The 20,727-nt window shown below is 51.9% G+C and carries 21 protein-coding genes and 1 riboswitch; of the genes, 18 read left to right on the forward strand and 3 right to left on the reverse strand.

What is annotated here, in order from left to right:
• Positions 1-23 precede the first annotated feature (23 nt).
• From NST99_RS10340 to pyk, 5 genes are all read left to right on the forward strand, one after another.
• Positions 24-524, forward strand: coding sequence for a phosphatidylglycerophosphatase A family protein (locus tag NST99_RS10340; protein ID WP_341091457.1), 501 nt, complete (start codon positions 24-26; stop codon positions 522-524).
• 145 nt (positions 525-669) lie between these two features.
• The gene (locus tag NST99_RS10345) at positions 670-858 is read left to right on the forward strand and encodes a hypothetical protein (RefSeq protein ID WP_038588919.1); all 189 of its coding nucleotides are present in this window, start codon (positions 670-672) and stop codon (positions 856-858) included.
• Positions 859-933: 75 nt separating this feature from the next.
• Positions 934-1,827: an acetyl-CoA carboxylase, carboxyltransferase subunit beta gene (accD, locus tag NST99_RS10350; protein WP_076110665.1), complete on the forward strand. Its 894-nt coding sequence runs from the start codon at positions 934-936 to the stop codon at positions 1,825-1,827.
• 1 nt (position 1,828) lies between these two features.
• Positions 1,829-2,830: an acetyl-CoA carboxylase carboxyltransferase subunit alpha gene (locus NST99_RS10355; protein ID WP_341091458.1), complete on the forward strand. Its 1,002-nt coding sequence runs from the start codon at positions 1,829-1,831 to the stop codon at positions 2,828-2,830.
• A 331-nt stretch (positions 2,831-3,161) separates the two neighbouring features.
• A complete protein-coding gene (gene pyk, locus NST99_RS10360) occupies positions 3,162-4,586 on the forward strand; it encodes a pyruvate kinase (RefSeq protein ID WP_038588922.1) in 1,425 nt (474 codons plus the stop codon).
• 133 nt (positions 4,587-4,719) lie between these two features.
• Here pyk and NST99_RS10365 read toward each other — a convergent pair whose 3' ends face one another.
• A complete protein-coding gene (locus NST99_RS10365) occupies positions 4,720-5,463 on the reverse strand; it encodes a G1 family glutamic endopeptidase (protein ID WP_341091459.1) in 744 nt (247 codons plus the stop codon).
• A gap of 101 nt (positions 5,464-5,564) precedes the next feature.
• Here NST99_RS10365 and NST99_RS10370 point away from each other — a divergent pair, with 101 nt between their 5' ends.
• Genes NST99_RS10370 through NST99_RS10380 form a run of 3 tightly spaced genes read left to right on the forward strand, consistent with a single transcriptional unit; the run spans position 5,565 to position 7,721 of the window.
• Positions 5,565-6,746: an MFS transporter gene (locus tag NST99_RS10370; protein WP_341091460.1), complete on the forward strand. Its 1,182-nt coding sequence runs from the start codon at positions 5,565-5,567 to the stop codon at positions 6,744-6,746.
• A 40-nt stretch (positions 6,747-6,786) separates the two neighbouring features.
• Positions 6,787-7,326, forward strand: a complete 540-nt coding sequence (locus NST99_RS10375) for an acyl-CoA thioesterase (protein ID WP_341091461.1) — start codon at positions 6,787-6,789, stop codon at positions 7,324-7,326.
• A complete protein-coding gene (locus NST99_RS10380; protein WP_341091462.1) occupies positions 7,323-7,721 on the forward strand; it encodes an FxsA family protein in 399 nt (132 codons plus the stop codon). The genes NST99_RS10375 and NST99_RS10380 overlap by 4 nt, the downstream gene beginning before the upstream one ends.
• Positions 7,722-7,878: 157 nt before the next feature.
• On the opposite strand, the gene ytvI is transcribed toward NST99_RS10380, so the two are convergent.
• A complete protein-coding gene (gene ytvI, locus NST99_RS10385) occupies positions 7,879-8,994 on the reverse strand; it encodes a sporulation integral membrane protein YtvI (RefSeq protein WP_341091463.1) in 1,116 nt (371 codons plus the stop codon).
• A gap of 389 nt (positions 8,995-9,383) precedes the next feature.
• Between ytvI and NST99_RS10390 the strand changes: the two genes are divergently transcribed.
• The 9 genes from NST99_RS10390 to thiH all read left to right on the forward strand — a co-directional run bounded on the left by NST99_RS10390 (position 9,384) and on the right by thiH (position 18,054).
• Positions 9,384-10,496 (forward strand): citrate/2-methylcitrate synthase, encoded by a 1,113-nt coding sequence (locus NST99_RS10390; protein ID WP_341091464.1) that lies wholly within the window; start codon positions 9,384-9,386, stop codon positions 10,494-10,496.
• 96 nt (positions 10,497-10,592) lie between these two features.
• On the forward strand, positions 10,593-11,888 hold the full coding sequence (gene icd, locus NST99_RS10395; protein ID WP_341091465.1) for an NADP-dependent isocitrate dehydrogenase: 1,296 nt from the start codon (positions 10,593-10,595) through the stop codon (positions 11,886-11,888).
• A gap of 19 nt (positions 11,889-11,907) precedes the next feature.
• Positions 11,908-12,849 (forward strand): malate dehydrogenase, encoded by a 942-nt coding sequence (gene mdh, locus NST99_RS10400; RefSeq protein ID WP_341091466.1) that lies wholly within the window; start codon positions 11,908-11,910, stop codon positions 12,847-12,849.
• 122 nt (positions 12,850-12,971) lie between these two features.
• Positions 12,972-13,397: a hypothetical protein gene (locus NST99_RS10405; RefSeq protein WP_038588945.1), complete on the forward strand. Its 426-nt coding sequence runs from the start codon at positions 12,972-12,974 to the stop codon at positions 13,395-13,397.
• A 353-nt stretch (positions 13,398-13,750) separates the two neighbouring features.
• Entirely contained in the window at positions 13,751-14,620 is an 870-nt protein-coding gene (locus NST99_RS10410; RefSeq protein WP_076110654.1) for an SDR family oxidoreductase, read from the forward strand.
• A gap of 148 nt (positions 14,621-14,768) precedes the next feature.
• A riboswitch (TPP riboswitch) is annotated at positions 14,769-14,871 on the forward strand.
• Between the two features lie 112 nt (positions 14,872-14,983).
• Complete coding sequence (locus NST99_RS10415) at positions 14,984-15,592, forward strand: thiamine phosphate synthase (RefSeq protein ID WP_341091467.1); 609 nt, start codon at positions 14,984-14,986, stop codon at positions 15,590-15,592.
• A 51-nt stretch (positions 15,593-15,643) separates the two neighbouring features.
• Entirely contained in the window at positions 15,644-15,847 is a 204-nt protein-coding gene (gene thiS / locus NST99_RS10420; RefSeq protein WP_341091468.1) for a sulfur carrier protein ThiS, read from the forward strand.
• A gap of 256 nt (positions 15,848-16,103) precedes the next feature.
• A complete protein-coding gene (locus tag NST99_RS10425) occupies positions 16,104-16,868 on the forward strand; it encodes a thiazole synthase (protein WP_341091469.1) in 765 nt (254 codons plus the stop codon).
• A gap of 28 nt (positions 16,869-16,896) precedes the next feature.
• Entirely contained in the window at positions 16,897-18,054 is a 1,158-nt protein-coding gene (gene thiH / locus NST99_RS10430; RefSeq protein WP_341091470.1) for a 2-iminoacetate synthase ThiH, read from the forward strand.
• Positions 18,055-18,078: 24 nt separating this feature from the next.
• Here thiH and yfbR read toward each other — a convergent pair whose 3' ends face one another.
• Positions 18,079-18,714, reverse strand: a complete 636-nt coding sequence (gene yfbR, locus NST99_RS10435) for a 5'-deoxynucleotidase (RefSeq protein ID WP_341091471.1) — start codon at positions 18,712-18,714, stop codon at positions 18,079-18,081.
• A 105-nt stretch (positions 18,715-18,819) separates the two neighbouring features.
• On the opposite strand from yfbR, the gene NST99_RS10440 reads away from it, so the two are divergent.
• The gene (locus NST99_RS10440) at positions 18,820-20,475 is read left to right on the forward strand and encodes a fumarate hydratase (RefSeq protein WP_341097612.1); all 1,656 of its coding nucleotides are present in this window, start codon (positions 18,820-18,822) and stop codon (positions 20,473-20,475) included.
• Positions 20,476-20,727: the final 252 nt, after the last annotated feature.

A 20,727-nucleotide genomic window follows, 5' to 3' on the forward strand; every position in this document is an offset into this window, starting at 1 on the left:
CGTGCGGAAAGGGGAATCACATCATGTCCTATCAAATGGCAAAAGAGCTGCTGGAGCGCAGGGGAGTCACGCTAACGTCCATCGCTGAGATCGTATATATTTTGCAGTCGGCGTATTATCCGGATTTAACCAAAGAAGAGTGTTTATCGAGCGTTAAATCGGTGCTGGGTAAAAGAGAGGTGCAGTACACGCTGATGACAGGTGTTGCGCTGGATGAATTGGCTGAAAAAGGCCTGCTGCCGCAGCCTCTGCAGGCGGTGATGGAGGCGGATGAATCACTCTACGGAGCGGACGAGACTCTGGCGCTTGGCATCACCGGTGTATACGGAATGATCGGGCTGACAGGTTTCGGCTATCTGGATAAAATAAAGCTCGGCATCATCGGCAAGCTGAATGATGATGAGCAGGGGATTCATGTATTTCTGGACGATCTTGTCGCGGGAATTGCGGCGGCGGCATCCGCCAGAATTGCGCACCGGCATGAAGGGGCCAAGGTGTATCCCCATGTCAGCGGTACGGAATAATTAACCCCCATTATTTGGTGAATAATGCTCCCTGGTCTTGCTTTCTGCGCCTTACTCCTGTTGCGGGAAAAAAGAAAACTGTGTTATCATGATTCCATTATACGGGATACGGCTGGGAATTGAGATTAGGGAGGCTTTGCAGGGCATGTGGACGGTAATCTATATTGCGCCAACCGCCAGAGTGGCGGATATGATTCAGAGCAAGCTTACGGAAGAAGGATTTATGGTAAAGTGCCGTCCGGTCAATATGTCCAAGCAGCAGTTCGAGATTCTGGTTCCTTCGGGAGAACTGGAGGAAGTGCAGGAAGTCCTTAATCTAATTTTACATCCCTGAATAGACATCAAGATGGCATTCATGACAGCGGCAAGCTGCTATATGCGCAAATAAACGGCTGAAGAGGTGCGACCCTTGTTCAAAGATTTATTTCAGAAAAAACGGAAGTACGCGACTATTCCTTCAGAACGTCTGGAGCGGAGCGGCGGACCGGTAGAAGGCGAACGCCCCAAACGGGAGATTCCCGAGGGCTTAATGAGCAAATGCAGCAAATGCGGAACGATCCAGTACAGCAAGGAGCTGGAGAAGAATCTGAAAGTATGCCCTTCGTGTGGTTATCATATGCGGCTAAACGCGTCGGAACGGATCGCAATGATCCTTGATCCGGAAGGCTTTATCGAGTTCGACAGTGAAATGGCATCCGTAGACCCGCTGCAGTTTCCGGGCTATGCCTCCAAGCTGGAACAACAGCAGTCCAAAACTGGACAGGTTGAAGCCGTGCTTACAGGCCAGGGAACCATTGGCGGTCATCCGGTGATTGTTGCCGTGATGAATTTTGAGTTCTTCACCGGCAGTATGGGCTCGGTTGTAGGAGAGAAGATTACCCGGGCTGTAGAAGAAGCTACGGAGAAGAAGCTTCCGATGCTGATCTTTTCGACTTCGGGCGGAGCACGGATGCAGGAGAGTATCCTCAGTCTGATGCAGATGGCGAAGACGAGCGCAGCGCTGGCCCGGTTTGGCGAAGCAGGAGGGCTCTATATCTCTGTCATAACAGACCCGACAACGGGCGGAGTATCCGCCAGTTTTGCCAGTCTTGGCGATATTATTATTGCCGAGCCTGGAGCAGTATTCGGTTTTGCCGGAAGAATCGTCATTGAGCAGACCATCCGGCAGAAGCTTCCGGATGATTTTCAGACTGCTGAATTCAACCTTCAGCATGGTCAGCTTGATCTGGTCGTACACCGCAAGGAATTACGGTCCACGCTAACCAAGCTTTTGGATTTGCACGACGTGAAAGGGGGCTTATAGGTTGGCGGGAGAGTTGCCTTTTGAAATGCCTCTGGTAGAAATGCGTAAGAAGATTGCCGAACTGAAGCAGTTCGGTGAAGAGAAGGGTATTGATTTCAGCGATGAGATTGCCCGGCTTGAGGAACGTTACCGCGTACTTGAGGAAGAAATTTATACCGATATTTCTGCTTCACAGAAGATGCATCTGGCCCGGCATCATGGACGTCCAACTTCGCTTGATCTTATAGGGCTGATCTTTACTGATTTTATTGAGCTGCACGGTGACCGTCTGTACGGCGACGATCTGGCTGTAGTAGGCGGAATCGGCAAGCTCAACGGCGTCCCGGTTACCGTGATCGGCCAGCAGCGCGGCAAGGATACGAAGGAGAACATTCTGCGTTTCTTCGGCAGCGCGCATCCCGAAGGCTTCCGCAAGGCGATACGCCTGATGAAGCAGGCGGAGAAGTTTGGCCGTCCGATCGTTACCTTTGTCGATACCAAAGGGGCTTACCCTGGCAATACGGCGGAGGAGAGAGGCCAGTCCGAAGCGATTGCCAGCAGCCTGTATGAGATGTCTCAGCTTGGCGTGCCGGTTATCTGCATCATCATTGGTGAAGGCGGAAGCGGCGGAGCGTTGGCGATGGCTGTAGGTAACCGTGTTCTGATGCTGGAGCATGCCATCTATTCAGCGATCTCCCCGAACGGCGCGGCGTCCATACTCTGGAAGGATGCCTCGAAGGCGGAACAAGCCGCAGAAGCGATGAAGATCACAGCCGCCGATCTGCTGGAGATGGAAGTGATTGAGGAAATTGTTCCTGAACCGCGGGGCGGCGCACACCGTGATTACGAGTCTACTGCCGCTGCGCTCAAGGATGCCATATGGCGCCATTTGCAGGAGCTGTCGAGCTTTGATTTTGCGGAACTTAAAGAAGACCGCTACCGCAAATTCCGCAAAATCGGCGAATTTTCCGAAGCCCAGCAGGAAGCCGTTAACCCGGAAGAAGAAGTGCAGAACGTGGAGTAAAACTCCCGGTTTCATTTGCACTTTCAGACATATAGTACTATCAGCAGGTCCAAAATATGGACTGGCCTAAATAAACATTTATTACCATTGAAATAATCCTGCGGCATTCGCAGGGTTATTTTTATTTTGCCCTGAAACTTCATGTATTCGACTTAAATTTACAGCAAAAGAAGGCTATAACATTGATTTTGTGTCCAAGTTGCAGTAATATTCATTAGGGCGCAGTAAAAGGTACATGTGATAAAGTTCCTATACAAACAGAGAGCCTTATAGTAGATTTTGTAGTTGGAAAAAGTGAGACAGAGAGAACGAAAAAACGGAGGAAAACCTAATGCGGAAAAGTAAAATTGTATGTACGATCGGTCCTGCTAGTGAATCGTTGGAGAATATCAAAAAATTGATCTTGGCTGGTATGAATGTGGCCCGTCTGAACTTCTCCCACGGCGATTTTGAAGAGCACGGCAACCGGATCAAGACGATCCGTCAGGCATCTAAAGAACTGGGCAAAACTGTTGCCATCCTGCTCGACACCAAAGGACCGGAGATTCGCACAGGCAAGCTGGAAGTAGAACCGATTGAACTGGTTCAGGACGAGTATCTGACATTGACTACGGAAGAGATCCTTGGCGACCAAAACCGTATCTCCATCACTTACAGCGACCTGCCTAATGATGTTCAAGTAGGCTCGACCATCCTGATCGATGACGGCCTTATCGGACTTACCGTTGTCGACATTCAAGGCACAGAAATCAAGACCCGTATTGTTAACGGCGGTACGATCAAGAGCAAGAAAGGCGTTAACGTACCAGGAGTTGCCATCTCCCTGCCGGGTATTACGGAAAAAGACACCAACGATATCGTTTTTGGGATCGGACAGGACATCGATTTTATCGCCGCTTCCTTCGTTCGCAAAGCTAGCGACGTTCTGGAAATCCGTGCACTGCTTGAGAAGCACAATGCTTCCCATATTCAAATCATCTCCAAAATCGAAAACCAACAAGGTGTTGACAACCTTGATGAAATTTTGGCAGCTTCCGACGGCCTGATGGTTGCCCGCGGCGACCTTGGTGTGGAAATCCCTGCTGAAGATGTGCCTTTGGCTCAAAAGCTGATGATCGAAAAATGTAACATTGCTGGCAAACCGGTAATCACAGCTACCCAAATGCTGGATTCTATGCAGCGCAACCCGCGTCCTACCCGCGCTGAAGCAAGTGACGTTGCGAACGCTATCTTCGACGGAACAGATGCAATCATGCTGTCCGGTGAAACTGCTGCCGGGAAATATCCGGTAGAGTCCGTTCTCACAATGTCCCGCATTGCTGAGAAAGCTGAATCTGCCCTGAACCACCGTGAAATTTTCATGAAGCAACAAATTGCTCAAGAAACAACGGTTACTGAAGCGATCAGCCAATCCGTAGCGATTTCCGCTCTGGACCTGAACGCTAAAGCTATCATTTCTTCGACTGTAACTGGCCACACTGCACGCGTGGTTTCCAAATACCGTCCTAAATCGCAAATTATTGCCGTGACTACTCAAGAAAGAACTATGCGTCAATTGGCACTCGTATGGGGCGTAACTCCTGTATTCGGTAAAGAAGCTACGTCGACAGACGAATTGCTGCAAACTGCCCTTAAAGGCGGTAAAGATTCCGGTCTGGTTAAAGCAGGCGATCTTGTTGTAATTACAGCGGGTATCCCACTGGGACGTTCCGGTTCTACAAACCTTGTGAAAGTAGACACCATTCCAGCTGACTAAGCTTAGGAGTCTTCTATAACGCAGATCGTTCTATTCATAAAAAGCAATGGTGGATTCCACCATTGCTTTTTTTTGCTTGATATACGAGGGTCAAATGTATATATTGGATTGAGAGTTTCGGGCAAAATGAACACTAGGAACGTATGAGAATAGGGTTTCTTGTGTTAACGAGAGGCGAGCCCTTATGATATACACGTTTAACTACAAAAGTATCTCCGGCGGAATTGGGGCTTGAAGGGACGGCAACTGCGGTTTTGTTCTGCACCATAATACCTCCATCGGCTGGAGTGAGCTTAGGGCTTTTGCCGTTGATCGTGCAGCGGCTGAACCTTGTGGGTGTTACCCGGGCTAGCGCGCCTATAGTTCCGCCGACTTGAGGGGCTTCCATGATCCATTCAGCGGAGGACTCCGGGCCGGTGTAATGCTGTATGGTGCGGAAAATCCAGTTCTTGCTGAGATTCCGCAGGGTTATACGCCATTTTCCGCGGCTGATCTTGGCGATCGTTGCCCGCATGCGGTCTCCGGGAGAGACCGGGAGATGTATAACCGTCTCCATTGCCGGCAGTATTTCCCACCAGGGATAGTAGCGGACGACTCCATTTATAGATTCATGTGCGGTGCCGGTCTGAATCAGATTGCTGTTTTTGAAGCCGTCGATTCCAATCCAGGCCGAGGAATAGCTAGCTTTGGAAGAGGGTTTGACATAAGGGACAACCCACTCGCCGGAGATTCTCCGGAAGGCTCCTTTTTTACCTGTGATGGCATATCCGCTCCAGTTGCTGGAGGTCCAGCCGAAGCCTGTGCTTTGAGCTCTTCCTTTGTTGGTTTTGTCCGTGAGACAAGGCCGACCGCGCTTTAATTTATAAACTGTGCTCACTTGTTCACCGCCTCTATTAGGTTCTGCTCTATTTAATGCGGCGTAGTCTTGTAAAGGTTGGGTATTCTGTTAAAAAGGATTGGAGAGGAAATATAGCACAAATGGAAAAACTACTGAAGCTGCGCGGCTTTTATCTCTTCCTGGGACTTGCCGGCGGCTCGTTTGGTTCCTATCTGACGCTGTTGCTGAAGTATAACGGAATGGATGTCAGTCAAATTGGTATGATGATGGCGGTAGGAACACTTATTGCCATATGTATTCAGCCTGTATGGGGTCTTATCTCCGACAGGTATAACCAGGCGCGCCTTGTACTTATTCTAAGTGTGGCTGTACCGGCGGTGCTGGCCGTATTCTACCGTTCGGAATATTTCATTGTTCTTCTGCTGGTATACACGGTGTCCACGATCTTCTCGTCCACACAGGCCCCTATCGCCGATTCTTACGCCATTGCGGCGGCGAACAGAGCCGGATCCACCTATGGCAGCATCCGGCTGATGATGAGCATAGGAGCGGCTGTAGGGGCCTATGCCGGTGGCCAGTATGTTGAGAGATTTTCAGTCTCTACGATATGGCTTCCGTTCCTGCTCTTAAATTCAGTTGCCGTTATTTTTGCCTTGACCTTGCCCAGACAGGCGGAAGAGAATCATATGATGAGCCAATCGCTGGCTCAAGGGGTCAAAAAATTGCTCGGCAACCGCATCTTCCTGGCCTTTCTGGGCGGCAGCTTCCTGGTGAACCAGACGATGACAGCTTTCGGCACTTATTTTGTAGTGGCCTTTCAATCTGTCGGCGGCTCCACAGGGTATGCCGGAATTGCGCTTTTTCTTGCCTCTGTGACGAACGTCCCCTCCATGCTGTATGCCTCAAAAGTTATCCGTAAGCTGGGACGGGAGCGCACGCTGCTGCTGGGTGCGCTGATCTATGTGCTGCGCTGGGGGATTCAGGTGGCCTTTCCCCATCCTTCGGTGATGATCGGCGTGCAGGTGCTGCACGGTCTGTCATTCGGGCTCTTTTATATTGCTGCTGTTGAATACGTGTCGCAGATTACTTCATCCGAGATGCAGGCAACAGGCCAAAGTGTCTTCAATATCGTATTTTCCGGTTTTGCGGGAATTCTGGGCAATTTGCTGAATGGATTTCTGCTTAGTCAGGGCGGTGTCGGGCTGATGAATGTGTCTTGCATGATAAGTTCTGCCGTAGGGGCGGTACTGCTCTTCTATGTAGCCAAAAGCTCAAGGAGCAGCGTTCCGAAGACGATGTCCTCGGGCGGAATTGGCGTATAGCTGCCGCTTCCTCAAGTAAATACAGAAAGGAGCATAAGTTATGGAATCACGTAATCGGGTGCTTTCCAGCTGCTGGCACAGCACGGCTTTCCGCGTGCGTTACCAGGAAACCGATCAAATGGGTGTGGTGTACCACGCCAATTATTTAAGCTGGTTCGAGAGCGGGCGCACCGAGATGTTCCGCGAGCTCGGCTTCGCCTACCGTTCACTGGAGAACATGGGAGTGCTTCTTCCTGTGACTGCGGCAGATTTGCAATTTAAAAGTCCGGCGCGATATGATGATCTTATCGCCGTGTATGCGCGGCTTAAGGTTTTTTCAGCTTTGAGAGTTGTATATGAATATGAGGTGCGCCGGATTGAGAAGGATGGGGAACGTGGCGGCGAAGGTTCTGCGGAACATGGAGCGCTTTCAGCGCTGACTGCTGCCCAGACTCTTCCGGGTGAGCTTCTGGTTAGCGGTTCTACCAGTCATGTCTGGCTGAACAAGGACTGGAAGCCGGTAAGGCTGGACCGGGCGCTGCCGGAGCTGTATCAAGCGATAACCGGGGCGCTCAGGGAAGAAGAAGGAGGAGCAGTATGATCAGGAACAAATGGCTGTGGGCTGCCTTGTTTATTATCCCGGCCGTGGAATTATTCGGGTTCATCTATGTCGCTGGTTATCTTGGAGCGCCCAAAACGCTGCTGCTCATTCTGGCAACTTCAGTGATCGGACTGCTCATGATGCGGTTCGAAGGCAAAAAGGTACTGCAGGACAGCAAAATACAAATGCAGGAAGGCAAAGTGCCCGGACGGACGATGCTGGACGGCTTGTGCATTTTTTTCGGCGGTCTGCTGCTGATTCTGCCCGGCTTTGTAACGGATTTAATCGGCTTTTCTTTGGTGTTTCCGCTGACCCGGCCGCTGTACCGGGTTTTTCTGCTTAGATGGATTGAGAAGAAAATGAAAAATGGCACCTTCACCTTTTACCGGAGGTAACAGAAACCTGTCTATGCGCTGCTATGTGTACCAGACGAATAGCATGAACCTAGGAAACGAAAACAGAGCGGAAGCTGTCTACTTAGACGGATTCCGCTCTGTTTCGTTATAAGGGGCTGCTTTACATTTCCCGCTGTATTTCATACACCTAGTTGGACTAATGCAGGCGTCCGCTCACAATATAGCTGTGCAGCGCCCGGAACACGCCGGCACGGTGGAAGGCGTCAAGGATGACCAGAATAACAGGACCCAGTAGAAGACCGAGCATGCCGAACAGCTGCAGGCCGGCGAACATGCCAACCAGCAGGGTAAGCGGGTCCAGCCCGATGCTGCTGGCGAGCACCTTGGGCTCAAGCACCTGGCGGGTCACGAGAATGATCCCATAGAGCACCAGCAATCCGATGGCCAAAGCCAGGTTGCCGGTCATATAGGAATACAGCGCCCAAGGGAGCAATATAACACCGACGCCAAGGTAAGGGACCAAATCAACGATGCCGACCGTCAGACCGATGGCAAAGGCGGAGTCTACGCCCAGCAGCAGGAGACCGATAATGACGATAACCCCGGTAACAGAAATCAGCACTAACTGGGCCCGCAAATAGCCGGACAGCGCTTTGCGCAAATCACTCCAAATCTCGGAGACCGGTCTAAGCAGAGGCGCCGGCAGCAATGAAGTTAATTTTGCATTATGGTGATCCCAGCCGGTGCTGAGGAAAAAGGCGGCCAGCACGATCACAATAAGGATGGTTCCCATGCTTGGCAGCGCGGAAATCAGCTTCAGAATCATATTAAAAAAACCGGTGATGAGTTGGGTCATGGCGTGGCCCACGGTTTCGGTAGTCCGGCTGATGTTGCTGTCGATAGTGGCATGATAGTCCGGGTTGTCGTGGTAAAACTGGTTGATTTGGTTAATAATATTCTGAATGCTGGCATTGCGGCCCAGTGACAGCAGCAGCTCGCGCCATTGGTCGGTATGGAGATCTAAGGTCTGCAGCAGCACAATCAGCTCTTTCACCAGCCGGGTAATCAGCGCAGTCAGTACAAGGGCCGTACCTCCGATATAGAACAGCAGCGAGAGCGAGACGGCGAGCCAGCCCGGAAGCTTAAAGCTTTTCAGGATCATCACCAGCGGATGAATGATATAGGCGAGCAGCCAGGCCAGGAGGAGCGGATAGAGCAGCGGAAGCAATACATAGATGGCGAACATCAGCCCCGCAGCGGCGAGAACAACCCAAAGGCCGCGCAGCACTCTTTTTAACACTAGCGTGTCCATCGTTCATCCCCCCACTATTGCTGCTCCCGCAAGAAAATAACTGCTCGTCTTATGTATATTCATAGATTGATTTTACAGACTATCAAAAGTCATAAAGCATAAAACATGGCAGACTCTATAACCTGAAAGCGCAATCATGAAACAGGAAGATCGGAAGTTTTTTTCTATCTCTCCGATAAAATCATTTGATGCGTGTCAAAGCTTCCACGTTGTTCACATAACCGTCAAAATCCGGTATGATTATTAAAGGTTCTACCCTGAAAGTTGGTTGCAATCTTTAAGGATGTCTTATCGCCCTTCTTTTTATGTTTTTAAACCTTTAAAATGTAAATGTTTTCACGATGTTAGAAATGGCTTTTAAACCCTTGTTCGCAAAGGAGAGAGATACTATGACAGCTACTAAAGGCCTGGAAGGCATCGTCGCCACGACTTCCTCAATCAGCTCGATTGTGGATGGCGTCCTCACTTACCGCGGATTTGATATTGACGATCTTGCGGAGAATGCCACCTTTGAAGAAACCGCTTATTTGCTGTGGTTTGGCAATCTACCTACTACGCCTGAGCTGCAAGCTCTGCGACGTGATCTCAGCGCATTTGCACCGATTCCGGAGCAGGTCATTGCACAAATGAAGCTGTATCCCAAAGAAGCGAACACGATGGCTGCCCTGCGCTCCGCCGTATCAAGTCTCGCGCTCTATGATGAAGCGGCGGATGATATGAGCCGTGAAGCTAATGAAATCAAGGCAGTAAAGCTTCAGGCGCAGATTCCGACCATAGTCGCTGCGCTGGCGCGTATCCGCAAAGGTCTGGAGCCCATTGCACCCAAAGAAGGCTTGTCCATCGCGGAAAATTTTCTCTATATGCTATGGGGCAAACAGCCGGATGTCGTATCCGTCAAGGCGCTGGATGCTGCACTGGTGCTGCATGCGGACCATGAGCTGAATGCCTCCACATTTGCCAGCCGCGTGACTGTGGCTACGCTCTCCGATATGTATTCCGGTGTGACGTCTGCGATTGGTGCCCTTAAGGGTCCGCTGCATGGCGGAGCGAATGAGGCCGTAATGAAGATGCTGGAGGAGATCGGCAGTCTGGATGCAGTGGAGCCCTATATACGCGGGAAGCTGGAGCGCCGTGAGAAAATTATGGGCTTCGGACACCGTGTCTATAAGAATGGGGATCCGCGTGCCAAACATCTGATGAAGATGTCCCGTGAGTTGGGCACCATGAAGAATGACACCACACTCTACGAGATGTCCGTCAAGATTGAGGAGCTGATCACCGGGCAGAAGGGACTGAAGCCAAACGTGGATTTCTACTCGGCTTCGGTATACACGCAGCTTGGTATTGAGCGGGAGCTGTTCACGCCTATTTTTGCCATCAGCCGCGCTTCGGGATGGACAGCGCATATTCTGGAGCAATATGTAGACAACCGCATCATCCGCCCGCGTGCAGAATACACTGGGATGTCCGAACAGAAATACGTTCCCGTTGACGAGAGATAAAGGCGGCCCTTGCGGGCCGCTCCACCCCTCTAGTAGAATGAATGTACGCATGTGCTAACCAAACCAAACTAAACTTTTTAGGAGGATTCCCCACAAATGTTGAAACTAGAAAAATACGATCTGCCGACAGAAGGCGAACAAATCACGATTGAAGACGGCAAACTGGTGGTTCCGAATCATCCGATTATTCCTTTTATTGAGGGTGACGGCACTGGCCGCGACATTTGGAAAGCCTCTAAACGGGTGCTTGATGAAGCTGTAGCCAAAGCTTACGGCGGTGCAAAAAAAATTGCCTGGTATGAAGTATTTGCCGGCGAAAAGGCCTTCAATACATATGGTGAATGGCTGCCTAATGATACGCTGGAAGCCATTCGTGAATATATTGTAGCTATTAAAGGCCCGCTTACTACTCCAATCGGCGGCGGAATCCGTTCTTTGAATGTGGCGTTGCGCCAGGAACTGGACCTGTATGTATGTTTGCGTCCAGTGCGTTATTTCGATGGAGTGCCTTCACCGGTGAAACATCCGGAGCTGGTGGACATGGTTATCTTCCGTGAGAATACAGAAGACATTTATGCGGGTATCGAGTACCAGGAAGGCTCCGAGGCTGTCAAGAAAGTAATTGAATTCCTGCAGAAGGAAATGGGTGTGAACAAAATCCGCTTCCCGGAAACCTCCGGAATCGGCATCAAGCCAGTATCTTCCGAAGGCTCGAAGCGCCTGGTGCGCGCTGCAGTTGAATATGCGATCAAGCATGGACGGAAGAGCGTAACGCTTGTGCATAAGGGCAATATCATGAAATTTACCGAAGGTGCGTTTAAGAACTGGGGTTACGAAGTGGCTGAGCAGGAGTTCGGCGACCAAGTATTCACCTGGAACCAATATGATGTCATCAAGGAACGTGATGGTGAAGCTGCGGCCAATGCTGCCCAGAAGGAAGCGGAAGCTGCCGGAAAAATCATCATCAAGGATGCAATTGCCGACATCGCTCTGCAGCAGGTATTGACCCGTCCGACCGATTTCGACGTGATTGCTACGCTGAACTTGAACGGTGACTACTTGTCCGACGCGCTTGCTGCTCAAATCGGCGGCATCGGCATCGCTCCGGGAGCGAACATTAACTATTTAACAGGGCATGCTATCTTTGAAGCAACACATGGTACGGCTCCGAAATATGCCGATAAGGACGTTGTGAACCCGGGTTCGGTCATTCTTTCCGGAGTAATGCTGCTGGAGCATTTGGGCTGGCAGGAAGCGGCTGACCTTATCTACAAAGGAATGAGTACCGCCATTAACAACAAAACAGTGACTTATGATTTTGCCCGTCAAATGGAAGGCGCAACAGAGCTGAAATGCTCCGCGTTTGCCGACGAAATTATCAATAATCTGTAGTCTTGTAGGAGGGTATCTCTTGGCCATCAAACGTTATAAAATTACAGTCGTGGGTGCCGGCTTCACTGGCGCTACCACGGCGCTTATGCTTGCCCAGAAGGAACTCGGCAACGTGGTGCTGCTGGATATTCCGCAGCTCGAGAACCCGACCAAAGGCAAGGCGCTTGACATGCTGGAAGCCGGTCCTGTGCAGAAGTTCGACAGCCAGATTACGGGAACCTCAAGCTATGAGGATGCTGCGGATTCGGATATCGTGATTATTACGGCAGGCATCGCCCGCAAGCCTGGCATGAGCCGCGATGATCTGGTGAATACCAATGCGGGAATTGTGAAATCGGTCTGCGAAAATGTGAAACGTGTCGCTCCGGAATCCATCGTAATTATATTGAGCAATCCGGTAGATGCGATGACTTATGTGGCTTACAATGCACTAGGCTTCCCCAAAAACCGGGTAATCGGACAATCCGGTGTGCTGGATACGGCCCGCTACTGTACTTTTATCGCCCAAGAGCTTAACGTTTCGGTTGAAGATGTACGCGGCTTTGTGCTGGGTGGACATGGCGATGATATGGTACCGCTCGTACGCTATTCCAGCGTAGGCGGCATTCCGATTGATACGCTGATTTCCGCAGAGCGAATTGCGGAGATTGTACAGCGTACACGAGCCGGCGGCGGCGAGATTGTCAGCCTGCTCGGCAACGGCAGCGCTTATTACGCGCCAGCGGCTTCCTTGGTCCAGATGACTGAAGCGATCCTGAAGGACAAGAAGCGGATTATCCCGGTAATCGCCCTGCTTGAAGGTGAATACGGTTATGATGGGCTGTTCATGGGCATTCCGGCGCTGCTGGGTGCGGACGGCATTGAGAAGGTATATGAACTGGAGCTTACGGCAGAGGAGAAAGCGGCTTTGGATAAGTCGGCAGATTCGGTACGTGCCGTTACTTCGGTAGTTAGGATTTAAGCAGTAACCTGCGGGAGCCCCCATTTTAGAAATTATAATGGGGGTTTTCTTTTCTTCTATTTGTTGGTTAGGTATAATTGAAGTGTAACTAAAATCACTGAAAACATTAGAGGAGGTATGTTATGGGTCACTTTTTGTTTTTTCTACATATGATCGGTACATTGGCGCTGGGCTTTTATCTGGTGCTGCCGTTTGTTCTCGGGCGTGTCCAGAAGCTGAGCGTCCCTGCGAGAGAAGGAACGCTTAGCGCTATCGGCGGCTTCAACCGCTTCGCCCAGTACGGTCTGGTCATCCAACTGCTGACTGGCGGCTATATGATGACGAAGGGTGAATATTCGGTACCGTGGATGATCGTGGTGGTTGTTCTGCTGCTTGCTATGTTTGCACTCGGCGGCATCATCAGCAAACCATTGCGTCTTGCCGCAGCCGGCATGCGCGAGAACCGTGACGTATCCGCAGAGACAGGCAAAATCCGTACCTTGAGCCTGCTGCTCATGGTGGCGCTGGTGCTGATGGTGTTTTTTATGGTGTACAACAGCATTATTTAAGACTTCCTTCATAGAAAGACTACAGAAAGCCCGCCTCCGGATTGACATGGAGAGCGGGCTTTTGGGTGCAGACATTACTTCAGGACAAGTCTATCGGGTACCACCCAGCCATGCCGCAGTCACAGTCTGCATATATCTGCAACTCCATTGCTGGATTAGTGCTTTCTCTGTAAAGTATATCGCCTTCCCCGGCAAAAACAACTGACATTTTAGTTTGACCGCGCCCAAGGTGTGGTAAGTAACATAACGTAAAGCAAATAAAGAGATGATCTGCAGGTGCATAAACCAGACACCCTGAGCCAACCCTAAAACGATGAGTAACCAACAGGTACACAGCGAAAGGAGAATGGATCATGCCAGACAACACGCAAACCAAAAAAACATTACCTCCGCAGGTGCAGGACCGCCAGCCCGGAATTGAAAGTGAAATGAATCCGCTGCCGGAATTCGAGACCTCAGCCTATAAGGCGGCGGGCAAGCTGCTGGGCAAGGCGGCTCTGATTACAGGAGGAGACAGCGGTATTGGCCGGGCGGTTGCCGTTCATTTTGCGAAGGAGGGTGCGGATGTCGTTATTTCCTACCTCAATGAGCATTCCGATGCCGAAGAGACTAAACGCCAGGTAGAGCAAGAGGGAAGGAAGTGCATTCTGATCGCCGGCGATATCGGCGTGGAGGCGTTCTGCCAGGATCTGATCAATAAGACAGTGGAAGGACTCGGCAAGCTGGACATCCTGATTAATAATGCGGCCGAGCAGCATCCGCAGGAGAAAATTGAGGATATTACCTCTGAGCAGTTAGAGCGGACATTCCGCACGAATATTTTTTCGATGTTCTATTTGACCAAGGCAGCCATGCCCCACCTGAAAAAAGGGTCCACGATCATCAACACGACTTCGATCACAGCCTACCGGGGCAGCCCGCAGCTGCTGGACTATTCGTCCACCAAAGGGGCGATTCTCAGCTTTACCCGTTCTCTGTCGATGAACCTGGCGGACAAAGGCATCCGGGTTAATGCCGTAGCGCCGGGTCCAATCTGGACACCGCTTATTCCGTCGACCTTTGACGCGAAGAAAGTCAGTGAATTCGGCGGCACGCAGCCAATGAAACGCCCGGGACAACCGGAGGAGCTGGCTCCAGCCTATGTATATCTGGCTTCCGACGATTCATCTTATGTAAGCGGACAGGTAATGCATGTGAACGGCGGCGAGGTCGTAAACGGCTAAATGCGGTTGCTGATTCCATTGCTATGCATAATTAGAGTCTGGAGCGGAATCTTGGGTTCCGCTCTTTTTGATGCAGGCCTCTTTTAAAGGATGGCTCTTCAAGGAATAATATGTTAGTATATGAAACGTTAAGCGTAATTGAATATGGATTTGTCACTAGGGGTGCCGCAAGGCTGAGACGAACATACCCGTTCGGACCCTTTGAACCTGATCTGGTTTATACCAGCGTAGGGAAGTGGAGAACGAATAACTGCAGCGGGGCTGAATGGCCCGGTATTCCTGTATATATTCCAGACTGCCTCCTTTACGGGGGTGGTCTTTTTTGTGTTTGCCGGTAATGCAAAAGAACAGGAGAAGGTGAACATGTTGAAAGAGATACATTTGATCTCGGATGGAAAGCAAAATCCGGCGCAGTTTGTTCAACTGGCTGCGGCTGTGCATTTCATAGTGGATTATATCCATCTCCGGGAAAAGGCAATGTCTGTACGGGAGCTCATGGCTCTGACGGAGCAGCTGATCATAGCAGGGGTTCCGCCTTCCAAGCTGGTGATCAACGACCGGGTAGACGTTGCGCTGGCCGCAGGGACGGGCGGGGTCCAATTGGCTTGGCACAGCCTGCCGCCTGCCGCAGCACGCGGCATAGCACCGGGCCTGCGATTGGGAAGGTCGGTGCATTCCCCGGAGGAGGCGGCCGAATCCGGCCGGCAGGGAGCGGACTTCTGCCTGTTCGGGCATGTGTTTCCCTCGGCCTGCAAGCCGGGGCAGCGGGAACGCGGATTGCAGCAGCTGGCTGCGGCTGTCCGCTGCAGCAGCATTCCGCTGATCGCCATAGGCGGAATTGAGCCGGGTAATGCCGGTAAGGTTCTGGCAACGGGTGCTGCCGGAATTGCCGTAATGTCCGGAATATGCAGTGCGGGAGATCCTGTGGCCGCCGCTACAGCCTACAGATCAGCAGTTCAGGCCGTACCCTAAGCCTGAAGCCATGAATAATGCTCCTGCACCAGTTAAAGGAGGTGAGCAAGCATGAATTTGATCGTGAATGGAAAAGGCGGGGCCTATGAAGAGAGCTGCCGGACTGTAGCTGATCTGCTAAGCCGGTCAGAGTGGGCCGGGAGACTGGTTATCGTGGAGCTGAATGGTGAGATCGTCGGCAAGGACGTTTACGAAGATACGCTGCTGAGCGAAGGTGACCGCGTAGAGCTGGTCCATTTTGTCGGCGGGGGCTGAAGCCGGTGCGTGTTGCCGGATGAAAGCAGTAAGAGGCAAGAAGCAAGAGGTAAGACGTAAGACGTAAGACGTAGGAAGTAAGACGTAAGACGTAAGACGTAAGACGTAAGACGTAAGACGTAAGACGTAAGACGTAAGACGTAAGACGTAAGAATCAAGAGTTAAAGGTAAGACATAAGAGGTAAGATCAAAACTCAGTGTATCAGCAACAGAAGCACCGCATTTAAGCGGAGCCACTATCTCAGGAGGCGATTGTATGCAAGATTCTTTCGTTATCGGCGGAATTCCTTTATCCAGCAGGCTGTTTATCGGAACCGGGAAATACAGCCGCAATACCCTTATTCCCGAAGTGATTGCACGCTCGGGTTCACAGGTCATTACTGTGGCTCTGCGCCGGGTTGATACGGAGAGCAACGACAACATTGTTACTCATATTCCCTCCCATATGACGCTGCTGCCCAATACCTCCGGTGCGCGCACAGCCGAAGAAGCGGTGCGTATTGCCAGACTGGCCAGGGCGGCAGGGCTGGGCAATTGGGTGAAGATCGAGGTGATTAATGATCAGAAATATTTGCTGCCTGACAATATGGAGACGGTTAAAGCCACGGAAATATTGGCTGCAGAGGGTTTCGTTGTACTGCCGTATATGAGCCCCGATCTTTCGGCAGCTATCCGGCTCAAGGCAGCCGGAGCTGCCGCTGTTATGCCGCTGGGTGCGCCCATCGGCTCGAACCGCGGCCTGCAGACCAAGGAGCTGCTGCGGATTCTGATCGCAGAAGTGGATCTTCCGGTGATTGTTGACGCCGGTATTGGCAGACCTTCCGAGGCTGCTGAGGCGATGGAAATGGGCGCATCCGCCGTGCTGCTGAATACGGCAATTGCTACTGCGCGTGATCCGCTTCTAATGGCGGAGGCATTCCGTGAGGCGGTATCGGCAGGGCGCAAGGCTTATCTGGCCGGACTGGGGCCGGTGGAGGAGGCGGCAACGGCCTCTTCGCCGCTGACCGGCTTTTTGTTCTAGCCAATGGAGAGAAGGAGGGAGGAAGAGCATGAGCTTTTATGATACGCTGACCCGGCTGGAGCAGCTTCCTTACGAGACATTATGGAAGCAGTATACTGCCGTGGATGTGAAGCGGGCGCTTCGTTTGGAGCATCTGGACGAAGACGGGCTGATGGCACTGCTGTCTCCGGCGGCGGAGCCTTACCTGGAGGAAATGGCGCAGAAAGCGCAAAGATTGACACGTACGCACTTCGGGCATGTGATGCAGCTGTTTACGCCGATGTATTTGGCCGATTTTTGCGTGAATCATTGCACTTATTGCAGCTTTAGCTCGATTTATGACTTTCCGCGCAAAAAATTGACACTGGAGGAGGTCAGGCAGGAAGCAGAAACCATCGCCGATACAGGCCTGCGCCACATTCTTATTTTGACTGGCGAATCCCGGAGTGAAAGTCCGGCCGCTTATGTGAGGGAGTGCGTGAAGGTGCTCCGTGACTATTTTTCTTCTGTCAGCATTGAGGTTAATCCGCTCTCTACGGAAGAATACAATGAACTGAGGCTGGCAGGGGTAGACGGTCTTACCTTGTATCAGGAGGTCTACCATCAGGAGACCTATGGGAAGCTGCATGTGAAGGGTCCGAAGAGAGTCTACCGCAACCGTCTGGATGCGCCCGAACGCGGCTGCCGCGCCGGGTTTCGATCTGTGAATATTGGTGCCCTGCTGGGGATGTACGATTGGCGCCAGGAAGCTCTGGCCACTGCCCTGCATGCGAGATACTTGCAGGATAAGTACCCGGAGTGCGAAATCGGCTTGTCGATTCCCCGCTTTCGCCCGTATCTCGGAGAATTCAATCCGGCAAGTGATGTAACCGACCGTGCGCTGGTGCAGATCATACTGGCTTACCGACTGTTTTTGCCCCGTGCGGGCATTTCATTGTCCACGCGGGAACCGGCAGCTTTGCGCGATCATCTGGTCCATCTCGGCATCACTAAAATGTCCGCAGGAGTATCCACCGAGGTAGGCGGGCATACCCTTGAAGGCGGAACCCCGCAGTTTGAAATCTCGGATGGCCGCAAAGTGCATGAAATTACAGAAATGCTGTATGCCAAGGGACTGCAGCCGGTATTCAAAGACTGGGATATCCTGACAGAGCCGCTCCATTCACCAAAGATTACACTGCCCCATCAGGTGGACTCGCTGCATTAATAAAAAGCGATCAAATTGCTGCATTCAATCTGCCGAATCTGCCCCGGTCTCACTGCTCATGCCAGCGGACAGCTCGTCCAGCGACATTTCAAACCCTGGAGCCATATGGGCCAGGAAATAATCCATCTCCGGCAGTTCCAGTACGCGCAGCTTCGTCGCGGTCTGCTCTTTGGCAGCAGCGAACTCGCGGTTGCCTGCAGCGACCTCCCAGACGCATTTCAGGTAGGCGTCCAGCACGTCCGCTGCTTTGACATAGCGCAGCAGCCCGGCATCCTCTGAGCCGGGCGGGCTGTCCTGCGGCTGCAGGAGCGGCGCGTAGACCGCACTTAGCTCCGGCGGAATCATCGCCGCCAGACGTTCGGCGGCGACCCGCTCCATGTCGCGGAAGCTGGACAGCAGCCGCGGGTTGTTATGTTTCACCGGCGTAGCGATATCGCCGGTGAATACCTCGGAGGCGTCGTGGAACAGCGCCATCACGGCAGCACGGTCGGCATTTAGCGACCGCCCGAAATGAGCGTTGCCGATCGAGCACAGCATATGGGCCAGCAAAGCTACCTGGAATGAATGCTGCGCCACGTTCTCCGGGGCGGTGCTGCGCATCAGGCTCCAGCGCTGAATATATTGAAGACGATACAAATAGGCTGAAAAATGGTAGTTCAATTTTTAAGTAACCCCTTTCATGAGCCGATTAATATGATATTATAATAACTAATTGTAACAGAGTTTAGACAACCTGGAACTGATGGAGAGGAGTCCTGAATGAAGATGCAGCATTTTGAAGACAGCATTTATAATCTGATCGTAGAGACCTCCACAAATTTGCCGGGCGATGTGCGCAGGGCAGTAGCGAAGGGGCGCGCGCTGGAAGACAGGGCGACCCGCTCGGGACTTGCTTTGACCACGATTGCACAGAATATCGGAATGGCTGAGCTTCAGGTATCACCGATCTGTCAGGATACGGGGATGCCGACGTTTATTATTCATACACCTGTAGGCGTTAACCAGATAGAAATGAAAAAAGATATACACAGCGCCATTGTCCGGGCGACCCAAAACGGCAAGCTGCGTCCCAATTCGGTAGATTCGCTTACCGGTGAAAACAGCGGAGACAATCTCGGCGCCGGGACACCGGTAATCCATTTCGAACAATGGGAAGAAGAGGGCGTAGATGTCCGGCTCATCCTGAAGGGCGGCGGCTGCGAGAACAAGAATATCCAATACAGCCTTCCGGCAGAGCTGGAAGGACTGGGCAAAGCTGGCCGTGACCTCGACGGCATCCGCAAATGTATTCTCCATGCCGTCTATCAGGCACAGGGACAGGGCTGCAGCGCGGGCTTCATCGGTGTGGGCATCGGAGGAGACCGCACGACAGGCTATGAGCTGGCCAAGAAGCAGCTGTTCCGTAAGGTGGAGGATATCAACCCGGTAGAGGATCTGGGCAAGCTGGAAAATTATATTATGGAGAATGCCAACAAGCTGGGCATCGGCACGATGGGTTTCGGCGGCGAAGTCACGCTGCTGGGCTGCAAGGTGGGAGTAATGAACCGGCTTCCGGCCAGCTTCTTTGTCTCGGTGGCCTATAATTGCTGGGCCTTTCGCCGCCAGGGCGTGTTGGTTGATCCTGCGACCGGCAAGATCAGGGAATGGCTGTATGAGAGCGGCACGGGGATTTCCGTTGATGATGCTGGAGTACCTTCGCCCGAGCCGGTAGCTGTACATGCCGCAGGAGCTGCCGGGTCCGGTGTCGTTCCCGAGGATGCCACGATTCCAGGGGCTCCGGCTGTTTTGCCGGCCGCTGAAGCTGCTGAAGGAGCAGGGCAACCTGCAACGGCCGGCGGATCGCGCGAGGTCCGGCTGACGACGCCGATCAGCGAGGAGGATATCCGCAGCCTGCGGGTTGGCGATGTGGTAATCCTGTCCGGGGAAATGCACACCGGCCGCGATGCGCTGCATAAATACCTGATGGACCACGAAACGCCGGTTGATCTGAACGGTGCAGTCATTTATCACTGCGGTCCGGTCATGCTGAAGGATGAGGAAGGCTGGCATGTAAAAGCGGCAGGGCCGACTACAAGCATTCGCGAAGAACCGTACCAAGGGGATATTATTAAGAAATTCGGCATCCGCGCCGTGATCGGCAAAGGCGGAATGGGCCCCAAAACGCTGAAGGCTCTGCAGGAGCATGGCGGCGTATATCTCAACGCTATCGGCGGAGCCGCGCAATATTATGCCGAATGTATCAAGAAGGTAAGTGCAGTTGACTTTATGGAATTCGGAATCCCTGAGGCGATGTGGCATTTGCAGGTAGACGGCTTTGCGGCAATCGTAACGATGGATTCGCACGGCAACAGCCTGCATGCTGATGTGGAGAAGGATTCTGCAGCCAAGCTGGCCCAGTTCCGCGAACCTGTGTTCAAATAAGTCATCAGGAGATAAAGGCCACAATAACAGAAGCCGACCTTCATTTTCACTCTGGAGCGAGGCTTCTTTTTTTGCCGATGTTCAGAAGAATTAAGGAGAAAAAACGAAGAAATTTAAAGTTCTTGACAACGCATGCGTTTGCATGGTAATTTCTTCTAGGAGGAAACCGGTTTCCCAAACTGCATTGCAGTGAGGCAAGTGATGGAAATGCAATTACAGTCTAACACAGGTATGTAAACGCTTTTATGAGAG

It is taken from the genome of Paenibacillus sp. FSL L8-0470 (assembly GCF_038008625.1).
GTDB lineage: Bacteria > Bacillota > Bacilli > Paenibacillales > Paenibacillaceae > Paenibacillus_AQ.